This is a genomic window from Candidatus Zixiibacteriota bacterium, assembly GCA_022865345.1.
GTDB lineage: Bacteria > Zixibacteria > MSB-5A5 > MSB-5A5 > RBG-16-43-9 > RBG-16-43-9.
Window position 1 is genome coordinate 1 of record JALHSU010000146.1, and the last position, 21,045, is coordinate 21,045.

Below are 21,045 nucleotides of genomic sequence, written 5' to 3' on the forward strand. Positions count from 1 at the left end.
CTTTGAACCTTTTTGAAAGGAGAGGATATGTCCATTTCCCGTAGATTTACCTGGTTGATACCTGTCATCTTTATATTCTTACTCCCCATCTCAGCCTTTGGAGTAAGCAAGGAAGCTCAAAAACATTTTGATGAAGCTATGAGACTGAAAGCCAATGAGCTGTCCAAAGCCATAGTGGAATTGAAAGAGGCTATCAGGCTTGAGCCGAAATGGGTGGAAGCCCATTATCATCTGGGAACCTTTTACCAGCACAAGAAGCTTTTCGACGATGCTTTGAGAGAATACAAAACCGTGGGCAGACTCGACCCGAAATATCCCAAGTTACATTATGTTCTGGGATCATTGTATTATACCCAGGGGGTTATGGCCTGGACCAAAGCCGCTCAAATCGATCATTCCTATCTTTATAAAGACGATGGCAAACAGGTATTCTACAAAAAGGGCACTTCTCCGGAAAAAGCGACCGAGCCATACAAAAAAATAGTGGAAAAAGATACCTCCAATGCCCTGGCTTTCTATAATTTGCGGGGTGTTTATTATGACCTGGCTCTCCTGGAATACGAGCAGGCAGTTAAAGCCCATCCAAAAGATACTTCTGCCCAGTATGAATTAGGACTGGTTTATCTGGAAAGAGGAAGGGCTGATAAGGCCAGACAGCAGATAAAAGTCCTGGAAAAAATCTCTGAGGGCCATGCCTCTGGGTTAAAGCAGCAGATCGATATGGAAGAAGCTCAGAGAAAGATGTTGAAAGGACAATAAATAGAAATTCCATACTCAATAATTGCGCAGACTGAAATATAAGAAGCAAGGGAGGGATAAACCCCTCCCTTGCTTTTCTCTATTCCCAATTCCACATTCCTCATTTTCTGTTTTTTCTTGTCTCTCGTCTAACTTCTTTCGTCCTACTTTTACCTTGCCCTTGACTCCCTGAATCTTTGAATCCTTTTTATCATTTTTTTCATTTTTCTCTTGACAACTGCACTAATGTGCAGTATATTTAGTATGGCAATAGGCTAAAGCGGCGTAGGGGCGTCCAATTGGACGCCTTGGGCAGATGAGGGTGGAAACCCAAAAAACTGGGTTTCGCAAAACTCAACAAGCTTCACCCCTACGCAATCTTAGACTTTAGATTTTTTTTCAAGGGAGGAGAAATGAAAGAATTGACCAGAAGGCAAAAGGAGGTACTTGATTTTATCTCCGAGACGACCGAGAAAAACGGGTTCCCGCCAACTATCAGGGAGATAGGCAAGAAATTCAGGATCGCCTCCACCAATGGTGTAAGAGCAATCTTATCCGCTTTGAGTGTCAAAGGTTATATCCGCAGGAAACCTCTGCTTTCCAGGGGAATTGAGGTTCTGAGGTTGGTCAGCAGCTCAATCGGCCGGGTCAAGCCTGCCTTAGTCTCGGTCCCGTTGCTGGGAAGGATATCCGCCGGATTGCCGGTCCTGGCAGTTGAGAATGTTGAGGGGAGCATAGGGATAGACAAAACGCTTTTTCCCGGGGATGGAATTTTCTTTTTAAAGGTGGTCGGAGATAGTATGCGGGATGCAGGGATTTTAAACGGAGACTACGTTTTAGCCCAGCAGCAGAACACCGCAGACAAAGGAGAGATAGTTGTGGCAATGATCGGCGATGAGGCAACTGTGAAAAGGTATTTTCCGGAGAAAAATAAAGTCAGGCTGGAGCCAGCCAATCCGGAGTACGGTCCCATAGTCGTGGATAAGAGAACCCCTGACTTTTTCATCGCCGGCAAAGTCATCGGGCTGCTGAGAAAATACAGGTGATAGGTAGTAGGTCATAGGTGGTAGCAAAGGCTTTCCCCCTCTCCTTAAAAGGAGAGGGCTGGGGTGAGGTCGTTTGAACCCTTAAACCTTGAACTTTTGAACCTTTCTTTTATGTATCAGGACATCGATGAACAGGTGGAGGTAATAGCCCTATTTCAAAAAGGTAAAATATTGCCCCTGAAATTCAGATGGAAGGGAAAAACCTATAAAATTCTACGCCTGGAAAATAAATGGAAAAGCGATCTGGGTGAAAAAAGATGCTGGCATTTCTCGGTCACTGATTCAGCTTCTAACTTTTTTCAGTTGACCTACAATGAGGAATATCAGACCTGGAGCTTAAGTAAGCTCTGGGTCGAATAAAAATTGGGGTGCAAAAGCACGTAATCTGTGTCTTGAGATTTGCTTTTGCATTATAATTAGATGCTTCGTCCTCCTGTGGCGGACTCAGCATGACAGCCCAGCTCATTATTCCCATTCTGAGTCCGCGTAGGGGACGAAGAATCTTTCTTTTTTTGTTGATAGCGTCCGGGTTTATCCCGGACGTTGATTTTTAATAAGGGCTTGCCGCCGTTGGCTGAACAAGTGCCCCTACATTTCGAATTTACAACGAACTCAGATGCGGGTATTAGCTGAATTCACTCATCTTTATTTGAGAAAATAGATGTTTTTGAAGCAACCCATCCCCAGATAATGAGGAACAAAGCAACATAAGGGAAAATATCTATCAAGGTATCACTGACCGAATGCGATCTCCTATCAACGGCAAGGAAAACCCAGACACACAGGCTTAACGTAATTAATGTAATTGCCCAGCCCATTAGTGAAGTTGGCCGATAAATCCATCCGAACTTTTCAAACCACTTACGTTTCATAAGGTGTGTTCCCTTCAAAATATATGACGCACATTGCACAGCACCCCTACCCCCTGTCATTTTGGGCTCAACGGCGAAAAATCTCCAACCCTGAGCAGTTCGTAGCGTCTGGGTTTATCAAGAACGTGATTCTTAGTAGGGGCACGGCATGCCGTGCCCCTACCTTTTTACGTTGATTTCAATTCCGACGTGCAGTGCGGGCAGCGAACTGCTTTGATCGGGATAACTGACAGACAATACGGGCATTCCTTGGTTGTAGGAACAGCCGAAGCCACTTCTGGCTGGCGCTTTAATTTGTTGACCTGCCGGATCAATAAGAAAATTACAAATGCCACGATGATGAAGTCGATCACAGTGTTGATGAACAAACCGTAATTAATTGTAGATGCGCCAGCAGCTTTAGCCGCTGCCAGCGAGGCATAAGGCTGCCCGGATAGGTTAATGTATAGGTTTGAGAAATCTAACTTACCCAGGAGCAGCCCTATCGGCGGCATTATCACGTCACTCACCAGTGAGGTAATGATCTTACCAAAAGCCGCACCGATGATGATACCGATTGCCATATCCAGCACATTCCCCCGCATGGCAAACTCTTTGAACTCTTTGAACATTTCATCCCTCCTTTGACGAGTTAAGTTTTTATCGCCTTTCGATTTTTTATTATCTTTGGCGATGTAATTCAGTCTTAACCGAAAATGCCTTAGCATCCTCTGCATATTTGACAGCGAACTTCTGCAGCTCTTTGGTCTGAGCTGTCAGGAGAATGCTTTGATCAATAAAATCATGACCTATATTAACTTTCTTCTTATCAATCATCCCCTTAAGCCAATCAGGATCCAGATAAGCCAGCCTAACAAGGTCTCCCTCTATCCAGATTCGCGAAAAACCGTGAGCCGGGATAAGCAGACCTTTATACAAACCATTTTTCATCTCCGGCTCCTCCGGGAAGATATCCAGGAAAAGAAAACCCCCTAATTTGAGCAGGTGTGCCTGGAATTTAGCAGGTTCTTCGTTTTCAGTATAGACCAGTTCATAAGCATTCTCCCCTGATTTCTGAAATTCCCAGGTATTTTTTCCATCTTCGTCCACCCAGGTCCCCACAAGTGCATGATCAAAGACCAGATCTTTGTCAGTAAACAGTGGATGAAGAGATGGCACACAGCCAGTAAGAAAGATTACTACTCCAAGCAAAATTAAGATTTTAGCGGAGCGCATTTTGACCTCCTTTTCAATTAATTAATTTTATCTTCCCTCATCTTGTTCATAATCTTTCGGAAGTCAAGCAATTTTCACGTTACGTAGATCCAGAATGGTGGAACAAGCATCCTTACCTGTTCATAAATATCAAATGTTCGATAGCGTAGACTTTATGTCTGAGTTTGACGCTTCAATCACATTACGCAAGCTGAAGTCCTGCTAGCGGAGACTACGTCTGGCGTAGCCACCGTAGGACTTGCGGCTACCTTCTAAAATCAAGTCAAAAAAAGATCGGTTGAATTTGAACTAAGCGATTTCTTATTTAGCAAATATCATCTTCAGGGAAATCAGAAACAGCGCAACCCCGAATATCCTTTGCAGGATAACGTTTGGCAAGCCCGTTGCTATCCTGGCGCCTATCAATCCACCGAAAAAGAAACCCAGACACAGAAGACCCGCGGTTTTCAAATCCGCATACCCTGCCTTGTAATAGGTCCAGGCGGCAAGTATTCCTATCGGCGGGACCAGCATAGCCAGGGTAGTTCCCTGGGCTTGATGCTGGGAGAATCCAAACAAGAGAACCAGCGCCGGTATGACGATTATCCCTCCCCCCACCCCAATCATCCCGCTTAGAATTCCAGTGGCGAACCCTAAAAGCAAAAGCAAAAAAACATTAGTCATATTTTGTGTTCTCCTTTCTTTTAATATCTTCCAGAAGACAGATGTTGAAAAACCGATGGCTGCTGACCCTTCTCCCGTCACTTTCGCCTGACATCGCTTTCAGAAACTGACTCATAATCTTTTCCCGGAGCAGCCAGCTCAAAAGTCTGGTGAAACTCGTCCTTATTCAGAATGCGATAGGTAGATCTTGCTTTCCAGCCGGGAGGGATATTTTCCATGCTTTCTGAGACGAAAACAAAAGTTTTCCCGTCTGTGGGAAGACTATCCAGAACGTACTGGGTTACAAAGCCCGGTGCGCTGAATTGTCTGAGCACATATTTCTTTCTTATCTGATCGTAGCTTAAAAAACTCATATCCTCGTACACTTCCCCTTTTTTGCTCTTGTCCTTTGGTTCAAATACCAGCTTGCCCGAAAGCTCAAGATACCGGTTATTGAGCACGAATTTCGCTTCTGCCTGAAGCTTTGAAACACCTGATTGCCCTTTTCCGGTCCCTTCCCATTTGCCCACAAAATACCGGAACGGCGCCCAGATATCCTCCTTCTTTTCCTCCTGGGCTAATGCTAACACGGGAATCAGGATGAGAACTAACAGCAGTTTACGTATCATCTGGTTCCTCCTGTAGTTGATTTTAAAGATGTCTTCTTTGCCAGCATAATCAGCTTTTTTGAACTCTGATTATCTTATCCTATCTCCTCCTAAAAAGCAAGTCTTTTTTAACACAGATTTAACCCTGGCTTAACACAGGTGTAATATGGCGAACGTTTAATTTGTAGTCGAAAAAAATGATAAATTTTTTAATTGTGAGAAAATATTTTATCAGGAGGTGGTATAATAAGTTAAGTCTGCAAGTCTGAAGAGTTAAAATTGGAAATTCATACAAAAGAGGAGAAAACATGAAAACAAATTTTTTTTTGATCTTGCTTATATTAGTAACTATAAATTTAACCCAACCCTGGGCGCAGACTCCAGATGATAGTGTCAAGATTGCCCTTCAGGAAATGAAAGACCGGTTAGACGGGATTTCGGAGAACGTGGCAACTCTTAATAGTGATGTTTCCATTCTGAAATGGGTGAAAATCTCCGGCTACATCCAGGCAAGGTATGAATATAATGACAGTTCCCAGAATGGAGTGGCGGGAGGTTATGATGTCTCCAAAAATCTAAATGCCAATAATTTCTACATCCGGAGGGGAAGAATAAAGTTCACGATCCAGCCCGGTTCTGCCAGTAAATATGTTATCTATTTTGATGCTTCAAAAAATACTGTCTCCTTGAAAGAGGCTTATGTTGAGCTTTACAAGGGTATTGGAAAACATAATCTCACCCTGACTTTTGGACAGTTCAACTATCCTTTCGGATATGAGATCGAATACTCTTCTTCTAAAAGAGATTTCCCCGAAAGAAGCTTGGCAGAAAACAATCTTTTCAAAGGCGAAAGAGACCGGGGAGTAAATCTCACCTGGGTTTTACCAAAATATCTCCAGATCAACGCGGGTCTTTTCCAGGGTTATGGAATAGAGGACAAGAACTTCACCTGGTTTGACCCTACCAAAGCAAAAGATGTAATTGGCAGAGCTAAAGTTAAGCTGGGGATGGTTGATTTCGGACTCTCCGGCTATTGGGGAAAGGTCTACTTCCCCGGAAGTGCGGCTGTGTCCGGAGTAACCATCTGGTATGATGCAAATGGAAATGGAATCATAGACGCAGGCGAAATTAAGACTTCCGCACCTAGAGCTGCGGTCCCAGCAGTGGAAAAAGATAAGATAAGGTACGGAGCTGATGCCCAGGTCTATCTTGACTTTCTGCCCTTAGGCGGAACAGGTATCAGAGGGGAATATTACCAGGCAAAGGATAATGACAAAGATGAAAGAGGCTGGTATTTTTGGGTATCCCAGAATATTTTCACCAGGTTCGGAGCTGCGGCCAGATATGACTACTGGGACCCTAATACCGATTCGAATGTGAAGAATGATGCCACCGGCACCTTATCTTTAGCTCTGCATTATTTCTGGGATTCTTATGTCAGAATAACTGCAGCCTATGACATACCTCATCAGCTTAAGGAAAATTCATTATTTACTAAATATTCGGGCGACCGCAAGGACAACAGATTTACCTTGCAATTTCAGTTCATGTTTTAAATATTATCAGGAGGAACAGATGAAAAAGCTATTAATACCCAGTATAATCCTGGTTCTGTCAGTTGCAACCGGCTTATCAGTTTTTGCCGGAAAAACCATTACTGTAAAAGGCTCTGACACTTTGCTTATTCTGGGTCAAAGATGGGCAGAAGTCTATATGAGCCAGAATCCAGGGGTGGTCATTCAGGTAACTGGTGGCGGCTCCGGAGTGGGAATTGCCTCGCTGATTAACGGTTCAACCGACATCTGTGAGGCTTCCAGACCAATTAAGCCATCGGAAATTGATAAATTAAAAGAACGGTTTAATACCACCGGAGTCGAGATCCCGGTAGCACGGGATGGAATATCGATTTATCTAAACGAGGAAAACAGGGTCTCTGAGTTGACCCTTGCTCAATTAAAGGGAATTTATACTGGAAAAATTACCAACTGGAAAGAATTAGGTGGAGAGGACGCCAAGATAGTTCTCTACGGTAGGGAGAATAGCTCCGGTACCTATGTCTATTTTAAGGAAAATGTTTTAACAGGTGCAGATTTTGCATCCCAGACACAGACCCTTCCAGGAACAGCAGCCATCGTGAACGCGATAGCAAAAGACAAATATGGAATCGGTTATGGCGGAGCCGCTTATGCTAAAGGGGTGAAGTACTGCAAAGTTAAAAAAGATACCCAGACACCAGGCTATGAACCTACTTTAGAAAATGTGAAGAGCGGTAAATATCCAATATCGCGCTATTTGTATTGGTATCTGAGGAACAAACCCACCGGCGAAATAAAGAAATTGGTGGATTTCGTTCTGTCTGAACAGGGACAGCAAATTGTAAGCAAAGTTGGATATTTCCCGGTGAAGTAGGTTTTTTACTCTGGGGGCGTTTAATTAAACGCCCCTACAATCTCTCTCCTGGTGATAGAGAGATAGGGTGAGCAGGGTATCACATTAATCCATCCCCCCATCCCAATTCATCAAGGTGGGGGGGAATTAATGCTCCTGCTGGATGTTATCATCCAGCAGGATACCAGGACGGATGATAACATCCGTCAAGAGCAAGAAAGATGGAAAACTCGAAGACTATTGAAAAGAAACAGCAGGCGGAGTCCATTATTTTTAAGAGAAGATTCCGTTTATCTGAGTTTATAATCGAAAAAATAATCTTTTTGTCCTCTTTTTTAGCAATCCTGGGTGTTGTTCTCATCTTTTTTTTCATTTTCAAGGAAGCCCTGCCAGTATTGACCAGCCCAGAGGTAAAGAAAGAAGCAAGCTTGAAGCTTTTCTTTTCTACGGCAATCTGGCAGCCAGTTTCCGACTTTCCCCGATACGGTTTAATCTCTTTAATCGTCGGAACTTTTAAAGTAGTAATAGTCGCTCTCTTTTTTTCTATTCCCCTTTCGGTTGGAGCAGCTATTTATACCTCGGAGTTTGCACCGGTTAAACTGAAGGAATTCATCAAGCCGATTGTGGAGATTCTGGCGGGTATCCCCTCCGTGGTTCTGGGATTTTTTGCTTTAATGGTGATGGCATCATTTTTTCACGGCATCTTTCATTCCACCATGCGTCTAAATGCTTTCAATGCCGGGGTAGCATTAAGCTTTGCCATCATCCCCGTGATTTATTCTTTGGCTGAGGATTCTCTGAACTCCGTGCCCAGAAGTTTGAAAGAGGCCTCCCTGGCTTTAGGAGCTAATCGCTGGCAGACCGCCTTTAGAGTTTCTCTTTCAGTAGCTATGCCCGGTGTACTGGCGGGTATTATCTTAGGGCTGGGCCGGGCGGTTGGGGAAACAATGATAGTTCTAATGGCTTCCGGAAATGCCTCTATGCTATCTGCCAACATTTTTGATTCAGTCCGCACTATGTCTGCCACCATCGCCGCAGAGTTAGGAGAGGTAGTGCAAGGCAGTGCGCATTACAATGTCTTATTTTTCATCGGTGCCTCCCTTTTTGTCTTCACCTTGATTATAAATTCCTTAGCTCATCTGGTGGTGGGAAGATTACAAAGGAAATTAGCAGGGAAGGTTTAAATGAGATTCAGAATAAATTTGTTTGGCTCATTTTTCACCAGTTTGACCTTGTTAGCTACCCTGATTATTTTTGCCATCTTGTTCGTGATAATCGGGAATGTGGTTCTACACGGACATAAGATCATAAGCTGGGAGTTTATCACCCAAGCTCCGAGGGAGGGGATGACCGCAGGCGGGATCTTCCCGGCAATTTTCGGGACCGTGGCTTTAGTTATCTTAATGATAATAGCGGTTCTCCCTGTCGGTGTGATGACTGCAATCTATTTGCACGAATATGCGAAACCTGAATCTGTCCTGACCAGAACGATCCGTTTTGCCGTGAATAACCTGGCTGGTGTACCTTCGATCGTCTTCGGGCTGTTTGGATTGGGGTTTTTCATACAATTCATCGGAGCAGGAATGGATAAATTCTTTGGTCTGGAAGTCATCTGGGGACAACCCTGTCTTTTGTGGGCAGCTTTGACCTTAGCGCTTCTGAACCTGCCAGTAGTTGTGGTTGCCGCAGAGGAAGCCTTGAGGGCGGTTCCTAAAGAAACCAGAGAAGCTTCCCTGGCTTTGGGTGCTACTAAATGGCAGACTATAAGAAGGATAATCCTTCCTCAGGCGCTTCCCGGAGTTTTGACCGGTGCCATTCTTTCCATCAGCCGGGGAGCTGGAGAAGTAGCTCCTATAATGTTCACCGGCGCGGCTTACTTTTTACCCTACCTCCCGCACAAACCAACTGACCAGTTTATGGACCTGGGTTATCATGTCTATGTGATGGCGACCCAATCCCCGGATGTGGAAGCCACCAAGCCGATCCTTTATGGAACCGTTCTGGTTCTTTTAATTTTGACTTTACTTTTGAACTTTATTGCTATATTTATCAGGTCCAAAGTAAGAAGACAGATGAGACAGACTATCTGATTATGAGCTGTAAGATGATGGATGAAGAGATAAAATCTAAGATCGAAATACCTGAAGCTGAAGAAATGCAGGCAGAAACTCTTTCGCCCAAGATTTTGGTTGAAAAACTGAATTTCTTCTACGGTAGTACCCAGGCATTAAAAAATATTTCCGTCGGCATAAAGGAAAACCAGGTCACTGCTTTCATCGGTCCATCTGGTTGTGGTAAATCGACTTTTTTGAGATGCCTGAACCGGATGAACGATTTGATTCCAGGAACCAAAGTTTCAGGTAAAATTTATTTTGATGGAACGGATATCTATACCAGAGACATTGACCTTTCGGAACTGAGGAGAAAGGTGGGAATGGTTTTTCAGAAATCAAACCCGTTTCCCAAGTCGATTTTCGAGAATGTCTCTTATGGTTTAAGGATTCAGGGGATTACCGATAAGACCATTCTGGAGGATACCGTGGAAAAGACTTTAAGAGATGCTGCTTTATGGGATGAGGTCAAGGATAAGTTAGACCAATCCGCCATGAGACTCTCCGGCGGTCAGCAACAGAGAGTCTGCATTGCCAGGGCTCTGGCTGTTCAGCCGGAGGTTCTTTTGATGGATGAGCCGGCTTCTGCCTTGGACCCGATCTCTACTGCCAAAATCGAGGAGTTGATTTCAGACCTGAAAAAAAACTATACCATTGTAATAGTAACCCATAATATGCAGCAGGCTGCCCGGATTTCAGACTATACTGGATTTTTCTTTTTAGGGGAGTTAGTGGAGTTCGATGAGACTTCAAATATATTTACCAATCCCAGGGACAAGAAAACCGAGGATTACGTGACTGGTCGATTCGGATGAAGATTGGCAGGAATAAAAGAATTTGGAGGGTAAACTTTCAGGTTTACCCTTTTCTAAAGACGCGAAGGCAAAGTTAAAGAGAAAGGAATTGTTGAAAAACTGGAACTAATAAAGTGTCATTCTGAGTACGCCGAAGGTGGACGAAGAATCCCTCAAAATAATAAAGAGATTCTTCGGTCGTCCATTCGGACTCCCTCAGAATGACAGGGTAGGTTTTCTCAACACACCCTAAGCCTTACATTCAAATATATCTCTGATTGAGAAAGGAAGAAAATATGGAAATCCACAGGCATTTCGATGAGGAGCTTAGGTCTCTTAAAGAAAAGCTTTTATTTATGGCAGGCCTGGCTGAATCTATGATCTATAAGGCGGCAAAATCTTTGACTGAAAGGGATGATTCTTTATTCAAAGAAGTGAATGAGGCTGAGATAAAGGTAAACCATCTGCAAATAGAAATCGATGAGTTATGTTTGAAGCTTTTAGCTTTGAGACAGCCGATGGCAACCGATTTAAGGTTTATCACCTCAGCCATGAAAATCAATGCTGAGCTTGAGAGGATCGGGGACCTGGCAGTAAACATCATCCAGCGAGCTGCTGTGCTGATAAAACAGCCCCAACTGAAACCTTTGATCGACATACCCCGGATGGCGGATATAACACAAAAGATGGTAAAAGATAGTTTAGATGCATTTATTAACCGGGACGTGAATTTAGCCCGTTCAGTTTTGACACGGGATGATGAGGTTGACGCTTTAAAAGATCAGGTTTTCAGGGAGCTTTTGACTTTTATGTTAGGTGATCAATCAACCATCCCCCGGGCTTTAGAATTAATTCTGGTTTCCAGGCACTTGGAAAGAATCGGCGACCACGCCACCAATATATGTGAGGATGTCATCTATTTAGTACAGGGAAAGGACATCAGGCATCATATCGAACAAGAAAAAGGAATTCAGTCGTAGGGGCAATTCATGAATTGCCCCTACCTTAAACGGAGGGAATCATGGACATAAAAATTAGAGACAAATTCACCCGGCTCTGGAAAAAATATTTTGATGGGGCGGAACTCCCTATTTGCTTCTACTACACTGACATGATAAAGGGAGTCGAGGAAGTTGAGAAAACTCAGGAAAATCGTTGTGTCATTTGCGCTCTATCCAATGTAAGAAAGGGAAAATCTCTTTTCTTTGGTTTGGACTCAACCGGTTGTCCCGGTGGAAAAAGGTATTTTGGCTTTTCCGAAAAGATCAGACCTAACTTCGAATATTTCCTTTCCTGCGGCATTCCGGGGGAGCTCGAAGGGGAACGCTATAAGAAATCCCCGGAGCTGGTCAAAGAGGTTATGAAAAGGATGCCAGTATTCAAGGCACCTCATAAGTTCATAGTTTTCAAGAGATGGGACCTGCTTGAAGAATCAGATAATCCTGAGGTGGCTATCTTCTTTGCCCAGCCAGACGTTCTCTCCGGACTTTTCACCCTGGCAAGTTTTGACGAGGTTGAACCGAATGGAGTAATTTGCCCTTTTGGCTCAGGCTGTAGTGCCATTGTTCACTATCCACATCTTGAGAGGGAATCTGAGCATCCCAGAGGCGTTATCGGAATGTTTGACCCTTCAGCTCGTCCTTGTATACCGGCGGATGTTATCACCTTTGCCGCACCGATGAAAAAGTTTTACCGGATGATTGAGAATATGGAGGAAAGCTTCCTGATAACTCCTACCTGGAGTGAAGTGAATAAGAGAATTAGTAAGATAAAGTAGGTCGGGAGTTCAGTAGGTCAGGTGCCCTGAGCACCAGACAAAAGAATAGATCAAGGAACCAGCAGCTCCGGACCTACAACTTGATGGACTCTAAAAAAGATGTAAAAGAATCTCAAGATACAAAAATTTTACTTGACAAGTTACTTCCTATTTAGTATAAGAAATTAAGGTAAAAGAATTTTAAGGCAAAGAAGCCTGTAATAGCACTTGAACGGTGCGTTGCAGGCTTTTTTTGTTAAAGTTAAACAATGCCTATATGGATGATGATGGAAATGGGATTAATGAAAAAGTTGATTAGAAGAAACAATCAACGGAGGTATTTTATTTGTGACCGAGACCGTTCTTAAATTACTTGGGCTGTTTGCCCTACTGACACTCCTTCTTCCAGCAATTCTAAAACTAATTAAGCAACTAAGATTGATTCTACTGGAGATTATCAGGCTCTTTGGGGACTTGGTTCATGCTTTCAAGAAGTCATTCGGGAAGAGGCAACATCGATAGGAGACTGGATTGCCTGAAGGAGCATTCAGGGTGAATCAAGGTAAACTAGAAAAAGACACTTGATTAATCTAATTAATTTTTGTATTCATATATAATTAAACTACGTGATTTTTATACCTAGGTCTACTAATTACATATAAAGAAAGGCACATATTATGAGCTTAAATCTAACAGCAATATTGCAGACACTTATCTGGTCATTTCTGTTTTTTGTGATATTTCTATTTCTAAGAAGACCTATTAGTCACTTAATTGACAGGATAAAATCGGCAAAGTGGGGAAGTCGTGAGCTTATACTAGAGGCACTAGAAATTGAAGAGACAAAGAAAACAGGACCTCCTTCTAAGGAATTAGCAATGTATAGCTTAGGTGGAATGATAGCTAGTCTTATTCTTTTCATGTTTACAGGCGATGAAGACAAAGAACGGGCTCTTTCTTTCCTTGAGCACAGTATACGTCACGCTAAAGAAGCAGGACTCGTTCAACAAGTAGAGGTCTTAATTCAGATTAAAAATGACTATCTCGTAAAACAAAGAAACCTAACATTGGAAGATAGAAATCATTTCATTGATAGATTTGTGGAAATCAGGGAATCAATTAAAAAAGAGCTAGAAGCTCAGAAGAAATAGAACTCTGAATAAAATAACCAAAATTATTGGAGGCAATGTAGATGAACGGAGATGAGAAAAGTTCAAAAAATATTTGGGCATGGATCGGGAAGATTTCTATTGTTCTTGGAGCCATATTGTTAATCTTGCAGATTGTCGGATATTTCAAGGGTCCCGAATATGATATCTCCGCAGAAGGCGACTATTCCCTTTTTAGAATTCCATTACCTCTTGTGCCGGAATATAACTATTTCCGAAGTATGGTGAACCTAGATAGTTTACAACCGGTCTTTAGGTCAATCAAAGACAAAAACGAGCAATTAGAGGCAGTTGAATATCTTAGGTCATATCTCTTACCGAAATACCCGTTTAATGTTGAGGACTTGATTCATTTTCATTCAATATTTTTTTTCAAAGTATATAATAAGGGATCTAAGGAAGTTACTGGTTTAAATCTTGAGCTACCATTTGGAGGAATATACTGGATTAATCGTGGGGAACAAAGACAAACCCCCGCTAATTTTACGAATGAGATTTCCCTGGGTTCTCTTCGTCCTAAAAATGAAATCTCAGTTATAGTCTGGTCCTATCGTGATCCCAAATTTGATGAGGAGGGCAACTCTAGGGTGACTCACACTAACGGGGTATGTTCAATTAATTATTCTCGGAGAGTTAGAGGTCTGCTGGCATGGAATGCACGGAACTTTAATATACCTCTTATTATGGTGACCTTGCTTCTAACGCTTCTTGTCTATGGAGCCTTTGAACTCGGAAGACACTTTGGAAGCATAATAAGTGAAAGGACAACCCAAACCATTCTCGAAAAGTTGCTTGAAATCAAGAAATAATAATATTTGGGAGGAGACTTAAATGGCAGATACTACAGAAAACACAGAATTTCTGCTATCCTATTACCGGACAGCGAGAGAAGATATATTATTACATATTAAAATGCAGGAACGAATTTATCTTGTTTGTCTAACTGTCTTGGCTGCATTCGTAGGATATGTAATTCAAAAGGAAAACGCATATGCAATTCTCCTTATTATTCCTTGGTTCCTCTTGGGTGGTATATATTTGCTTCATATCCATCAATTGGTAGTAGCAGCTTTAGTAAACTACCTTCAAAACGAATGGACTTCTATACTTCCTAATAGTTTACAAGGTATTCTACATTGGGAAAACTCAAGAAGTAGGACATTCCTTAATCCAGAGTCACTTAGCAGATATGCACTTCCTCACCATATGTTTTTTACACTACCGATATTTCTGATTGAGGTATATGTTCTATACAAACTGTGTTCTCATGATACTTTCTCAGCTAATTTCATTTTTATTTCATGGATTTTTACTCTTATACCTCTGGGCTTTAGTAGTTGGTTTCCGGGGTATACAGAACGGAAAAGACAAGAATTAAACAAGTCTATAAGGGCAACGACTATATGACTTTTTAGTGTTCTGTCAGGTCCTAGACCTGACAGGAACCGGTGTCAGGAGTAGCTCCTGACACAACATGGATCACTATAATCGCAGAAGGGAAATTAGATATATCCAATCCAAACTTTCATTTCAGTGGTCATGAGCGTGAAACGTTCATTGCAAACAAGCAGGAATATGTATTTAATTTCTTAGGCTTTGATCAAGAGAAAGGTGAAGGTTGCATTAGAATCTCTATACACAAAAAATGTAGGGGCACGGCGCTCTTCGACTTCGCTCAAAGCAGTGAGCCTGTCGAACTGCGCCGTGCCCCTACACTCATGACTTTTTAGTCTTCAGAACCAGGTTCTTTTTTATCCACTGCGCCCATTCATCAATCCCCTCGCCTGTTCTTGCAGAAAGCTGTATAGATTTGAGTCCAGGATTTACCTTCCTGCTGTTCTTAAGCAAAAGCTCCAAATCTATGTCCAGATGATTTAACAGGTCGAGTTTGTTGACCAGCAGTAAATCAGCTTTTCGGAAAGCAACCGGATATTTAACCGGTTTATCCTCACCCTCGGTCAGGCTCAAAACGATGATTTTTTTATCCTCACCTAAATCGAACCCGGCTGGACAGATCAGGTTTCCGATATTCTCTATAAAAAGGATTTGAATTGAAGATAGATCAAGAGAGCCCAGCGCCTCTTTGACCATGTTAGCATCCAGATGACAGGCACCGCCTATGGAATCGGTATTTATCTGGATTACCGGGATATCATATCTGGCTAATCTCCGGGCATCATTTGAGGTTGAGACGTCACCTTCGATTACCCCGATTTTGAAATCTTTTTTCAATCTCTCCACGGTCTTTTCTAAGATCAGGGTCTTCCCTGCACCGGGTGAACTCATGAGGTTTAAGGTTAAAATCCCTTTTTTTCTCAATATAGTTCGGTTTTCCTCGGCGATGGTATCATTGGCTTTGAGAACATCCTTCAAAACTTTTATCTTCATAATCTGCTCCTATTCTATCTCAAAAGAGTCTATATAAAATTCTTCTCCGGACAATATCTTTATCCGGCAGGACTTACAATCCGGGCAGACAAAAACGGCTTCCTTTGGTAAGAAATTTTTCCCGCAGTTTTGACATTCACAGGCAAGAGGGACCTTCTCGATATTTAACACTGCGTTTTCACACTGAGTCTCTTTAGAACAGAACTCAAAGGAAAACAGCAATGCCTCCGGCTCTACGCAGGAAAGCTGGCCTATTCGGAGGTTAATCTTCTGAACCGTTCCTTTTTCCTTCCTTTTCTCAAGTTCCTCTTCGATCACCTGTATAATTCCCTGGGCTAATGAAAGTTCGTGCATAATTATTCCTTTAACAGATTCTCGGGAACTGCTCACCTGTGGGCATATCCACGACTCTGGTTCCTCCATATCTGGTTTTAAGAACCACCATACCTTTGTATTCTGCGGTTATCTCTCCTATGATTTCAGCATCTTTGCCCAGTTTATTTCTTTTCATAATTTTCAGGACTTCTTTTGCTACTTTAGAAGCAGCGACAACTATCACCTTACCCTCATTTGCCAGATACAATGGGTCATATCCCAAAAGCTCGCAGAACCCGGTGACTTCATCCCTGATCGGAATTTTATCCTCGTACAGAAGAGCGCCGAGTCTCTTGCCTTCGACCATCTCATTCAAGACTGAGGCTAAGCCTCCGCGCGTGGGGTCTCGCATGAATTTTATCTTATCTTTAAATTTAAGAATCGAGCCGATCAGGTCAGAAAGAAAATCACAGTCGCTTTTTATCCCGGTCTGGAATTCCAGACCAGCCCTTGAAGACAAAACGGCTGTGGCGTGGTCGCCTATCGTTCCGCTGAGGATAATTTTATCTCCAATTCTTATCTTCTCTCTTCCTAAACCGATTCCGTCTCCAATGGTGCCAATTCCTGAGGTATTGATAAATATTTTGTCCGCGCTTCCCTTTCCCACCACTTTAGTATCCCCGGTCACAATCTTCACTCTTGCTTTTTGAGCGGTTTTCTTCATAGATAAGATGATTTTCTCCAAAATACTTTTATCTAACCCCTCCTCGATTATCAAAGAACAGGAAAGGTAAAGCGGCTTTGCACCCACAACCGACAAGTCATTGATAGTCCCGCAGACTGCTAATTTCCCTATATCTCCACCCGGGAAGAAGATTGGCTGGATCACATAGGAATCAGTGGTGAAGGCGATTTTTTGTCCGTTTAATTCGAAGACCGCCGAGTCCTCCAACCTGTTCAGGATTTTGTTATCGAAGTTCCCTTTAAGCAGATGAGTGATTAAATCCAGGGACAGCTTCCCGCCGGCGCCGTGTGAAAGGCTAATTTTGTCGCCTGACTTATGTTTTTTTGCCATCTAATTTACCTCTCATAGAAAGTAGCCGCACCCTTTGAGAGTGCGAGACAGTGTTCTAACTGACTTTAGTCAGTTCTATCTTTTTCCTTCTCCTAAAGGGAGAGGATCGGGTGAGGATACGCCACTAAAGTGGCTTTGAACTGTTAAAGCTACGGGAAGCTGGTAGTCGCACCCTTAAGGGTTCATAAGAAACACAGGCTACATTCTTTTCAACTCCACTGTTTTTTTCACATAACCCTTTTGCCCATACTTAAAATAAGCTTGACAGGAACCCTCAGATGAGACCATACAGGGACCTATGGGATTCCGGGGACTGCACTTCACTGCAAAGAAAGGGCAATCTAAGGGAGTCTTCTTTCCCTGAATCACCAGACCACACAGACACCCTTTAGGCTCTCTGCTTTTCTCTACCTGCACGTTTATCTGTGTAAGAGCATCGAATTCTTTATAATCATCTCCAATCCTCAGACCGGAGAGCGGGATCGTACCTATCCCTCGCCACACTGAATCCTCTTTCTCAAAAACCTCATCCATCAGCCCTAATGCCTTCAGATTTCCATTGCCTTTGACTGCGCGAACATACTGATTAGAGATCTCGGGTTTTTTCTTTTGTATCTGACTCAACAAAATATAAAGGGACTGGAAAAGGTCTAAAGGCTCAAATCCGGAGATGACGCAGGGAATTTTAAATTCCCTTACCAGGAATTCATAAGGTTTTGTCCCGATGATAGTGCTTACATGTCCGGGGCAGATAAACCCATCTACTTTCAAATCCTTCGATTCAGCTAAAAATCTTAAAGCCGGCGGGACCAGTTTGTGAGCTGACAAAACGTAAAAGTTTCTGACCTTTTTCCTTCTGGCTTCCTTTAAAGCAACCGCCACTGTAGGAGCAGTAGTTTCAAATCCGACTCCCAGGAAGATTATTTTTTTATCAGGATTCTCCCGGGCGATCTTCAAGGCATCCAGCGTGGAATAGACGATCCTTATATCTTTCCCGCCGGTTTTCTCCTTTTCTAAAGAGGAGGAAGAGCCGGGCACTTTCATCATATCCCCGAATGTACAAAGTACGGTATGATCTAATCTGGAAAAAGCAACGGCTCTGTCCAGATAATTATTCGGCGTCACGCAGACCGGACACCCCGGTCCAGAGATCAATTTTATGTTGTCTGGCAAAATGCTCTTGATTCCAGACCTGAAAATGGCAACCGTATGCGTCCCGCATACCTCCATCAGGGCAATATTTTTTTTGATCTTTCTGGCGGCATCTCTGATCTTTTCTGCCAGCATTTGAGTTATCTTCGAATTAGAAAATTCGTCTTGAAAGTTTCTATTCATTTCCAAATCCAGCAAGTTCCTCAAATAATTTCAAGGTTTCCAACGCATCTTCTGGCTCCATCTTTTGAATCGCAAAACCGGCATGCAAAATCACGTAGTCACCTTTTTTGACGTTTTCCAGAAGCTCTAAATTGATTTTCTTTTTGACCCCTTTGAACTCAGCAACCCCTTTATTTCCTTTTATCTGCACGATTTTTACCGGAACACCTAAACACATATTAGACCCTCTGATTGGCGATTATTGCCTGCCCTAACGAGATACCTCCATCATTTGGAGGAACCAGATGATGGGTGTAAACTCTGAACTTATTCTTATTTAAAAGCGCATAAGTCCTACTAAGCAGAAGCATATTCTGAAAAACCCCTCCTGATAGACAGATTGAATTCAGGTCATATTCTTTTCTTAATCTTGAACAGACTTCATTTATGATCTGAGCTATGGTATTATGAAATCTGGCGGAAATTTTTGATTTCCTCTGCTTTTTAATTAAGTCATTCACCACGCCTTTTATTATCAGATCTGGACGGATTAGGTACAAATCATTTTCCTTGATTATCTCATAGTCATATTTCCCTTTGATGTTTTCCTCTGCCCAGAACTCTAATTCAATTGCCGGCTGTCCTTCATAGTTGGTTTTCTCCCTGAAGTTCAAGAGGACTGAGACCGAATCGAAAAGTCTGCCTGCGCTGGAGGTCAAAAAAAGATTCACCTTCTGATCCAGCATTTTTCGTATAATTTCCCATCTCGAAAAGTCGATCTTCCTGACGAATTCTAAATTCAGGTTTAAAAAATCTTCCCCGTAACAGGCATAGAGATATGAAACCGCCATCATCCAGGGATTCTTTATAGCTGCCTCTCCCCCTGGCATAGGGACATATTTGAAATGAGCTATTCTCTGGAAACCTTGTAGATCCGCAAGGAGGAACTCTCCACCCCAAATATTTTCATCCTCACCATACCCGGTCCCGTCAAAGGCAACCCCGATCACTTTCTGGCTAATTTTATTTTCAGCCATACAACTGGCAATATGGGCATAGTGGTGTTGAACTGGAATCTTCCTGATATTCTGCAAAGATAAAGCATATTTGGTGGACAAATATTCAGGATGCATGTCGTAAGTCACAACTTCCGGCTTGACCGAGCAGAGCTTTTTGAACCTCTCTATTTCCTTAGAGTAAAAATCCAGGGTTTCATAATTCTCCAGATCTCCTATATGGGTGCTGGGAAATGCAAAACTGTCCCGGGCTAAACAGAAGGTGTTTTTGAGCTGTGCGCCTGCGGCTAAGATGTGTTTTCTGAAATGTAAGTCCACTTTTAAAGGAAGAGGAACATACCCTCTCCCCCTTCTTAAGTTCATCTCCTCACCTCTGAATACCCTGGTTACCGAATCATCACACCTTCTGTGTATCTCCCGATTGTGAAACAGAAAATAATCTGCTATCTTTTTTAATCTTTCAAAAGCCTCTTTATCCTCATAAGCTATAGGCTCATCCGACTGGTTGCCTGAGGTCATTACCAGGATCAAATTCGAATCCTTGAGCAAAAGATGGTGTAAAGGAGAGTAAGGGAGCATCACCCCAAAATTTTTCTGGAGGGGTGCCACTTCCGGAGCAATTAAATTGACTTTTTTCTTTTTCAGGAGGACGATCGGCCGCTGAACTGATCGTAATAATTCAATTTCAGATGGATTAAGATGACAAAACCTGCGGATGGTTTTCAGGTCTTTTGCCATCAATGCAAATGGCTTATCTTCCCTATATTTTCTTTTCCTCAAAACGGAGACAGCCTTCTTATTCATAGCATCGCAGGCTAAATGATACCCGCCTATCCCTTTAATGGCAATTATGTAACCTTTTTTGAGAAGTCCTATCGTGGTGAGAATATGGTCAGTGGTGCTTAGCCTGTTTCCCTGATTATCTGTTAAAGTTAATCTCGGGCCGCAAACCGGACAGGCATTGGGTTGAGCATGAAATCTCCTATTTTGAGGATTATGATATTCCTGATTGCAATCCGCGCACATCTTAAATGCAGACATCGTGGTTTTCTCTCTGTCATAAGGCGTATCCTGGATGATGGTCAATCTGGGTCCACAATTAGTGCAGTTCAAAAACGGGTAATTGAACCTTCTGTCCTCTGGGTTAAACAGCTCATTCAGACAATCCGGGCAGGTAGCCAAATCCGGTGAGACTAAGACGGTTCTGGTCTCCTTTTTTTTGCTTTCCCTGATCGTAAAATCCCTAAAACCCTGGCTAGCAATCTTCAAAGTCTTCATTTCTACTATTTTTGATTGAGAAGGGGCTGCCCTTCTTATTCCGCTAAGAAATCTATCTAAATCAATTTTTCCCCCTTCTGCTTCAATCTCCACACCGTCGGTGTCGTTTAAAACGTAACCCTTCAGACCAAATTTTCTTGCTAAGTTGTAGATAAATGGTCTAAAACCTACCCCCTGAACAATCCCTCTGATTTCGATTCTGACGCCAGGCATCTTACAAAAAATGGAAAGTTATGAAGAGACTCGCTTAAATGAATTAACAGGATTAATATAACATACTTAATACGATTTAGCAAGCTACTTTGTTAAATTTTTCACAA

The 21,045-nt window shown here is 42.6% G+C and carries 24 protein-coding genes; 13 read left to right on the top strand and 11 right to left on the bottom strand.

Annotated elements, in window-relative coordinates:
• Window positions 1-27 precede the first annotated feature (27 nt).
• The 3 genes from MUP17_06730 to MUP17_06740 all read left to right on the top strand — a co-directional run bounded on the left by MUP17_06730 (window position 28) and on the right by MUP17_06740 (window position 2,144).
• Entirely contained in the window at window positions 28-759 is a 732-nt protein-coding gene (locus MUP17_06730; protein ID MCJ7458667.1) for a tetratricopeptide repeat protein, read from the top strand.
• 392 nt (window positions 760-1,151) lie between these two features.
• On the top strand, window positions 1,152-1,784 hold the full coding sequence (gene lexA / locus MUP17_06735) for a transcriptional repressor LexA (GenBank protein MCJ7458668.1): 633 nt from the start codon (window positions 1,152-1,154) through the stop codon (window positions 1,782-1,784).
• Window positions 1,785-1,847: 63 nt separating this feature from the next.
• A complete protein-coding gene (locus tag MUP17_06740; protein ID MCJ7458669.1) occupies window positions 1,848-2,144 on the top strand; it encodes a hypothetical protein in 297 nt (98 codons plus the stop codon).
• A gap of 275 nt (window positions 2,145-2,419) precedes the next feature.
• Here the strand turns inward: MUP17_06740 and MUP17_06745 are convergent, their stop codons facing one another.
• From MUP17_06745 to MUP17_06765, 5 genes are all read right to left on the bottom strand, one after another.
• Entirely contained in the window at window positions 2,420-2,656 is a 237-nt protein-coding gene (locus tag MUP17_06745) for a hypothetical protein (GenBank protein MCJ7458670.1), read from the bottom strand.
• 167 nt (window positions 2,657-2,823) lie between these two features.
• Window positions 2,824-3,267: a large conductance mechanosensitive channel protein MscL gene (gene mscL, locus MUP17_06750; protein MCJ7458671.1), complete on the bottom strand. Its 444-nt coding sequence runs from the start codon at window positions 3,265-3,267 to the stop codon at window positions 2,824-2,826.
• Window positions 3,268-3,316: 49 nt separating this feature from the next.
• On the bottom strand, window positions 3,317-3,871 hold the full coding sequence (locus MUP17_06755; protein ID MCJ7458672.1) for a hypothetical protein: 555 nt from the start codon (window positions 3,869-3,871) through the stop codon (window positions 3,317-3,319).
• A gap of 300 nt (window positions 3,872-4,171) precedes the next feature.
• Entirely contained in the window at window positions 4,172-4,534 is a 363-nt protein-coding gene (locus tag MUP17_06760; protein MCJ7458673.1) for a sulfite exporter TauE/SafE family protein, read from the bottom strand.
• Window positions 4,535-4,611: 77 nt separating this feature from the next.
• Complete coding sequence (locus MUP17_06765; GenBank protein MCJ7458674.1) at window positions 4,612-5,142, bottom strand: DUF1579 domain-containing protein; 531 nt, start codon at window positions 5,140-5,142, stop codon at window positions 4,612-4,614.
• A 287-nt stretch (window positions 5,143-5,429) separates the two neighbouring features.
• Between MUP17_06765 and MUP17_06770 the strand changes: the two genes are divergently transcribed.
• The 10 genes from MUP17_06770 (at window position 5,430) to MUP17_06815 (ending at window position 14,746) form a co-directional block, all read left to right on the top strand.
• Window positions 5,430-6,677 carry an OprO/OprP family phosphate-selective porin gene (locus MUP17_06770; protein ID MCJ7458675.1) on the top strand — a complete coding sequence of 416 codons (1,248 nt, stop codon included), beginning with the start codon at window positions 5,430-5,432 and terminating at the stop codon, window positions 6,675-6,677.
• Between the two features lie 19 nt (window positions 6,678-6,696).
• Window positions 6,697-7,530 carry a phosphate ABC transporter substrate-binding protein gene (locus MUP17_06775; protein MCJ7458676.1) on the top strand — a complete coding sequence of 278 codons (834 nt, stop codon included), beginning with the start codon at window positions 6,697-6,699 and terminating at the stop codon, window positions 7,528-7,530.
• A gap of 200 nt (window positions 7,531-7,730) precedes the next feature.
• The gene (gene pstC, locus MUP17_06780; protein ID MCJ7458677.1) at window positions 7,731-8,693 is read left to right on the top strand and encodes a phosphate ABC transporter permease subunit PstC; all 963 of its coding nucleotides are present in this window, start codon (window positions 7,731-7,733) and stop codon (window positions 8,691-8,693) included.
• Complete coding sequence (pstA, locus tag MUP17_06785) at window positions 8,694-9,599, top strand: phosphate ABC transporter permease PstA (protein MCJ7458678.1); 906 nt, start codon at window positions 8,694-8,696, stop codon at window positions 9,597-9,599.
• 65 nt (window positions 9,600-9,664) lie between these two features.
• Window positions 9,665-10,435 (top strand): phosphate ABC transporter ATP-binding protein PstB, encoded by a 771-nt coding sequence (gene pstB / locus MUP17_06790; protein MCJ7458679.1) that lies wholly within the window; start codon window positions 9,665-9,667, stop codon window positions 10,433-10,435.
• Window positions 10,436-10,710: 275 nt separating this feature from the next.
• Window positions 10,711-11,394: a phosphate signaling complex protein PhoU gene (gene phoU, locus MUP17_06795; GenBank protein MCJ7458680.1), complete on the top strand. Its 684-nt coding sequence runs from the start codon at window positions 10,711-10,713 to the stop codon at window positions 11,392-11,394.
• Between the two features lie 41 nt (window positions 11,395-11,435).
• On the top strand, window positions 11,436-12,191 hold the full coding sequence (locus tag MUP17_06800; GenBank protein ID MCJ7458681.1) for a DUF169 domain-containing protein: 756 nt from the start codon (window positions 11,436-11,438) through the stop codon (window positions 12,189-12,191).
• A gap of 656 nt (window positions 12,192-12,847) precedes the next feature.
• Window positions 12,848-13,321: a hypothetical protein gene (locus MUP17_06805; protein ID MCJ7458682.1), complete on the top strand. Its 474-nt coding sequence runs from the start codon at window positions 12,848-12,850 to the stop codon at window positions 13,319-13,321.
• Window positions 13,322-13,362: 41 nt separating this feature from the next.
• Window positions 13,363-14,148, top strand: a complete 786-nt coding sequence (locus tag MUP17_06810) for a hypothetical protein (GenBank protein ID MCJ7458683.1) — start codon at window positions 13,363-13,365, stop codon at window positions 14,146-14,148.
• Between the two features lie 22 nt (window positions 14,149-14,170).
• A complete protein-coding gene (locus tag MUP17_06815) occupies window positions 14,171-14,746 on the top strand; it encodes a hypothetical protein (GenBank protein ID MCJ7458684.1) in 576 nt (191 codons plus the stop codon).
• Between the two features lie 309 nt (window positions 14,747-15,055).
• Here the strand turns inward: MUP17_06815 and hypB are convergent, their stop codons facing one another.
• From hypB to hypF, 6 genes are all read right to left on the bottom strand, one after another.
• A complete protein-coding gene (gene hypB, locus MUP17_06820; protein MCJ7458685.1) occupies window positions 15,056-15,727 on the bottom strand; it encodes a hydrogenase nickel incorporation protein HypB in 672 nt (223 codons plus the stop codon).
• 9 nt (window positions 15,728-15,736) lie between these two features.
• A complete protein-coding gene (gene hypA, locus MUP17_06825) occupies window positions 15,737-16,081 on the bottom strand; it encodes a hydrogenase maturation nickel metallochaperone HypA (GenBank protein MCJ7458686.1) in 345 nt (114 codons plus the stop codon).
• Between the two features lie 10 nt (window positions 16,082-16,091).
• On the bottom strand, window positions 16,092-17,117 hold the full coding sequence (hypE, locus tag MUP17_06830; GenBank protein MCJ7458687.1) for a hydrogenase expression/formation protein HypE: 1,026 nt from the start codon (window positions 17,115-17,117) through the stop codon (window positions 16,092-16,094).
• 198 nt (window positions 17,118-17,315) lie between these two features.
• A complete protein-coding gene (hypD, locus tag MUP17_06835) occupies window positions 17,316-18,452 on the bottom strand; it encodes a hydrogenase formation protein HypD (GenBank protein MCJ7458688.1) in 1,137 nt (378 codons plus the stop codon).
• Window positions 18,445-18,669 (bottom strand): HypC/HybG/HupF family hydrogenase formation chaperone, encoded by a 225-nt coding sequence (locus MUP17_06840; GenBank protein MCJ7458689.1) that lies wholly within the window; start codon window positions 18,667-18,669, stop codon window positions 18,445-18,447. Before MUP17_06840 ends, hypD begins: the two co-directional genes overlap by 8 nt.
• A gap of 1 nt (window position 18,670) precedes the next feature.
• Window positions 18,671-20,938, bottom strand: a complete 2,268-nt coding sequence (gene hypF / locus MUP17_06845; GenBank protein MCJ7458690.1) for a carbamoyltransferase HypF — start codon at window positions 20,936-20,938, stop codon at window positions 18,671-18,673.
• Between the last annotated feature and the right edge of the window lie 107 nt (window positions 20,939-21,045).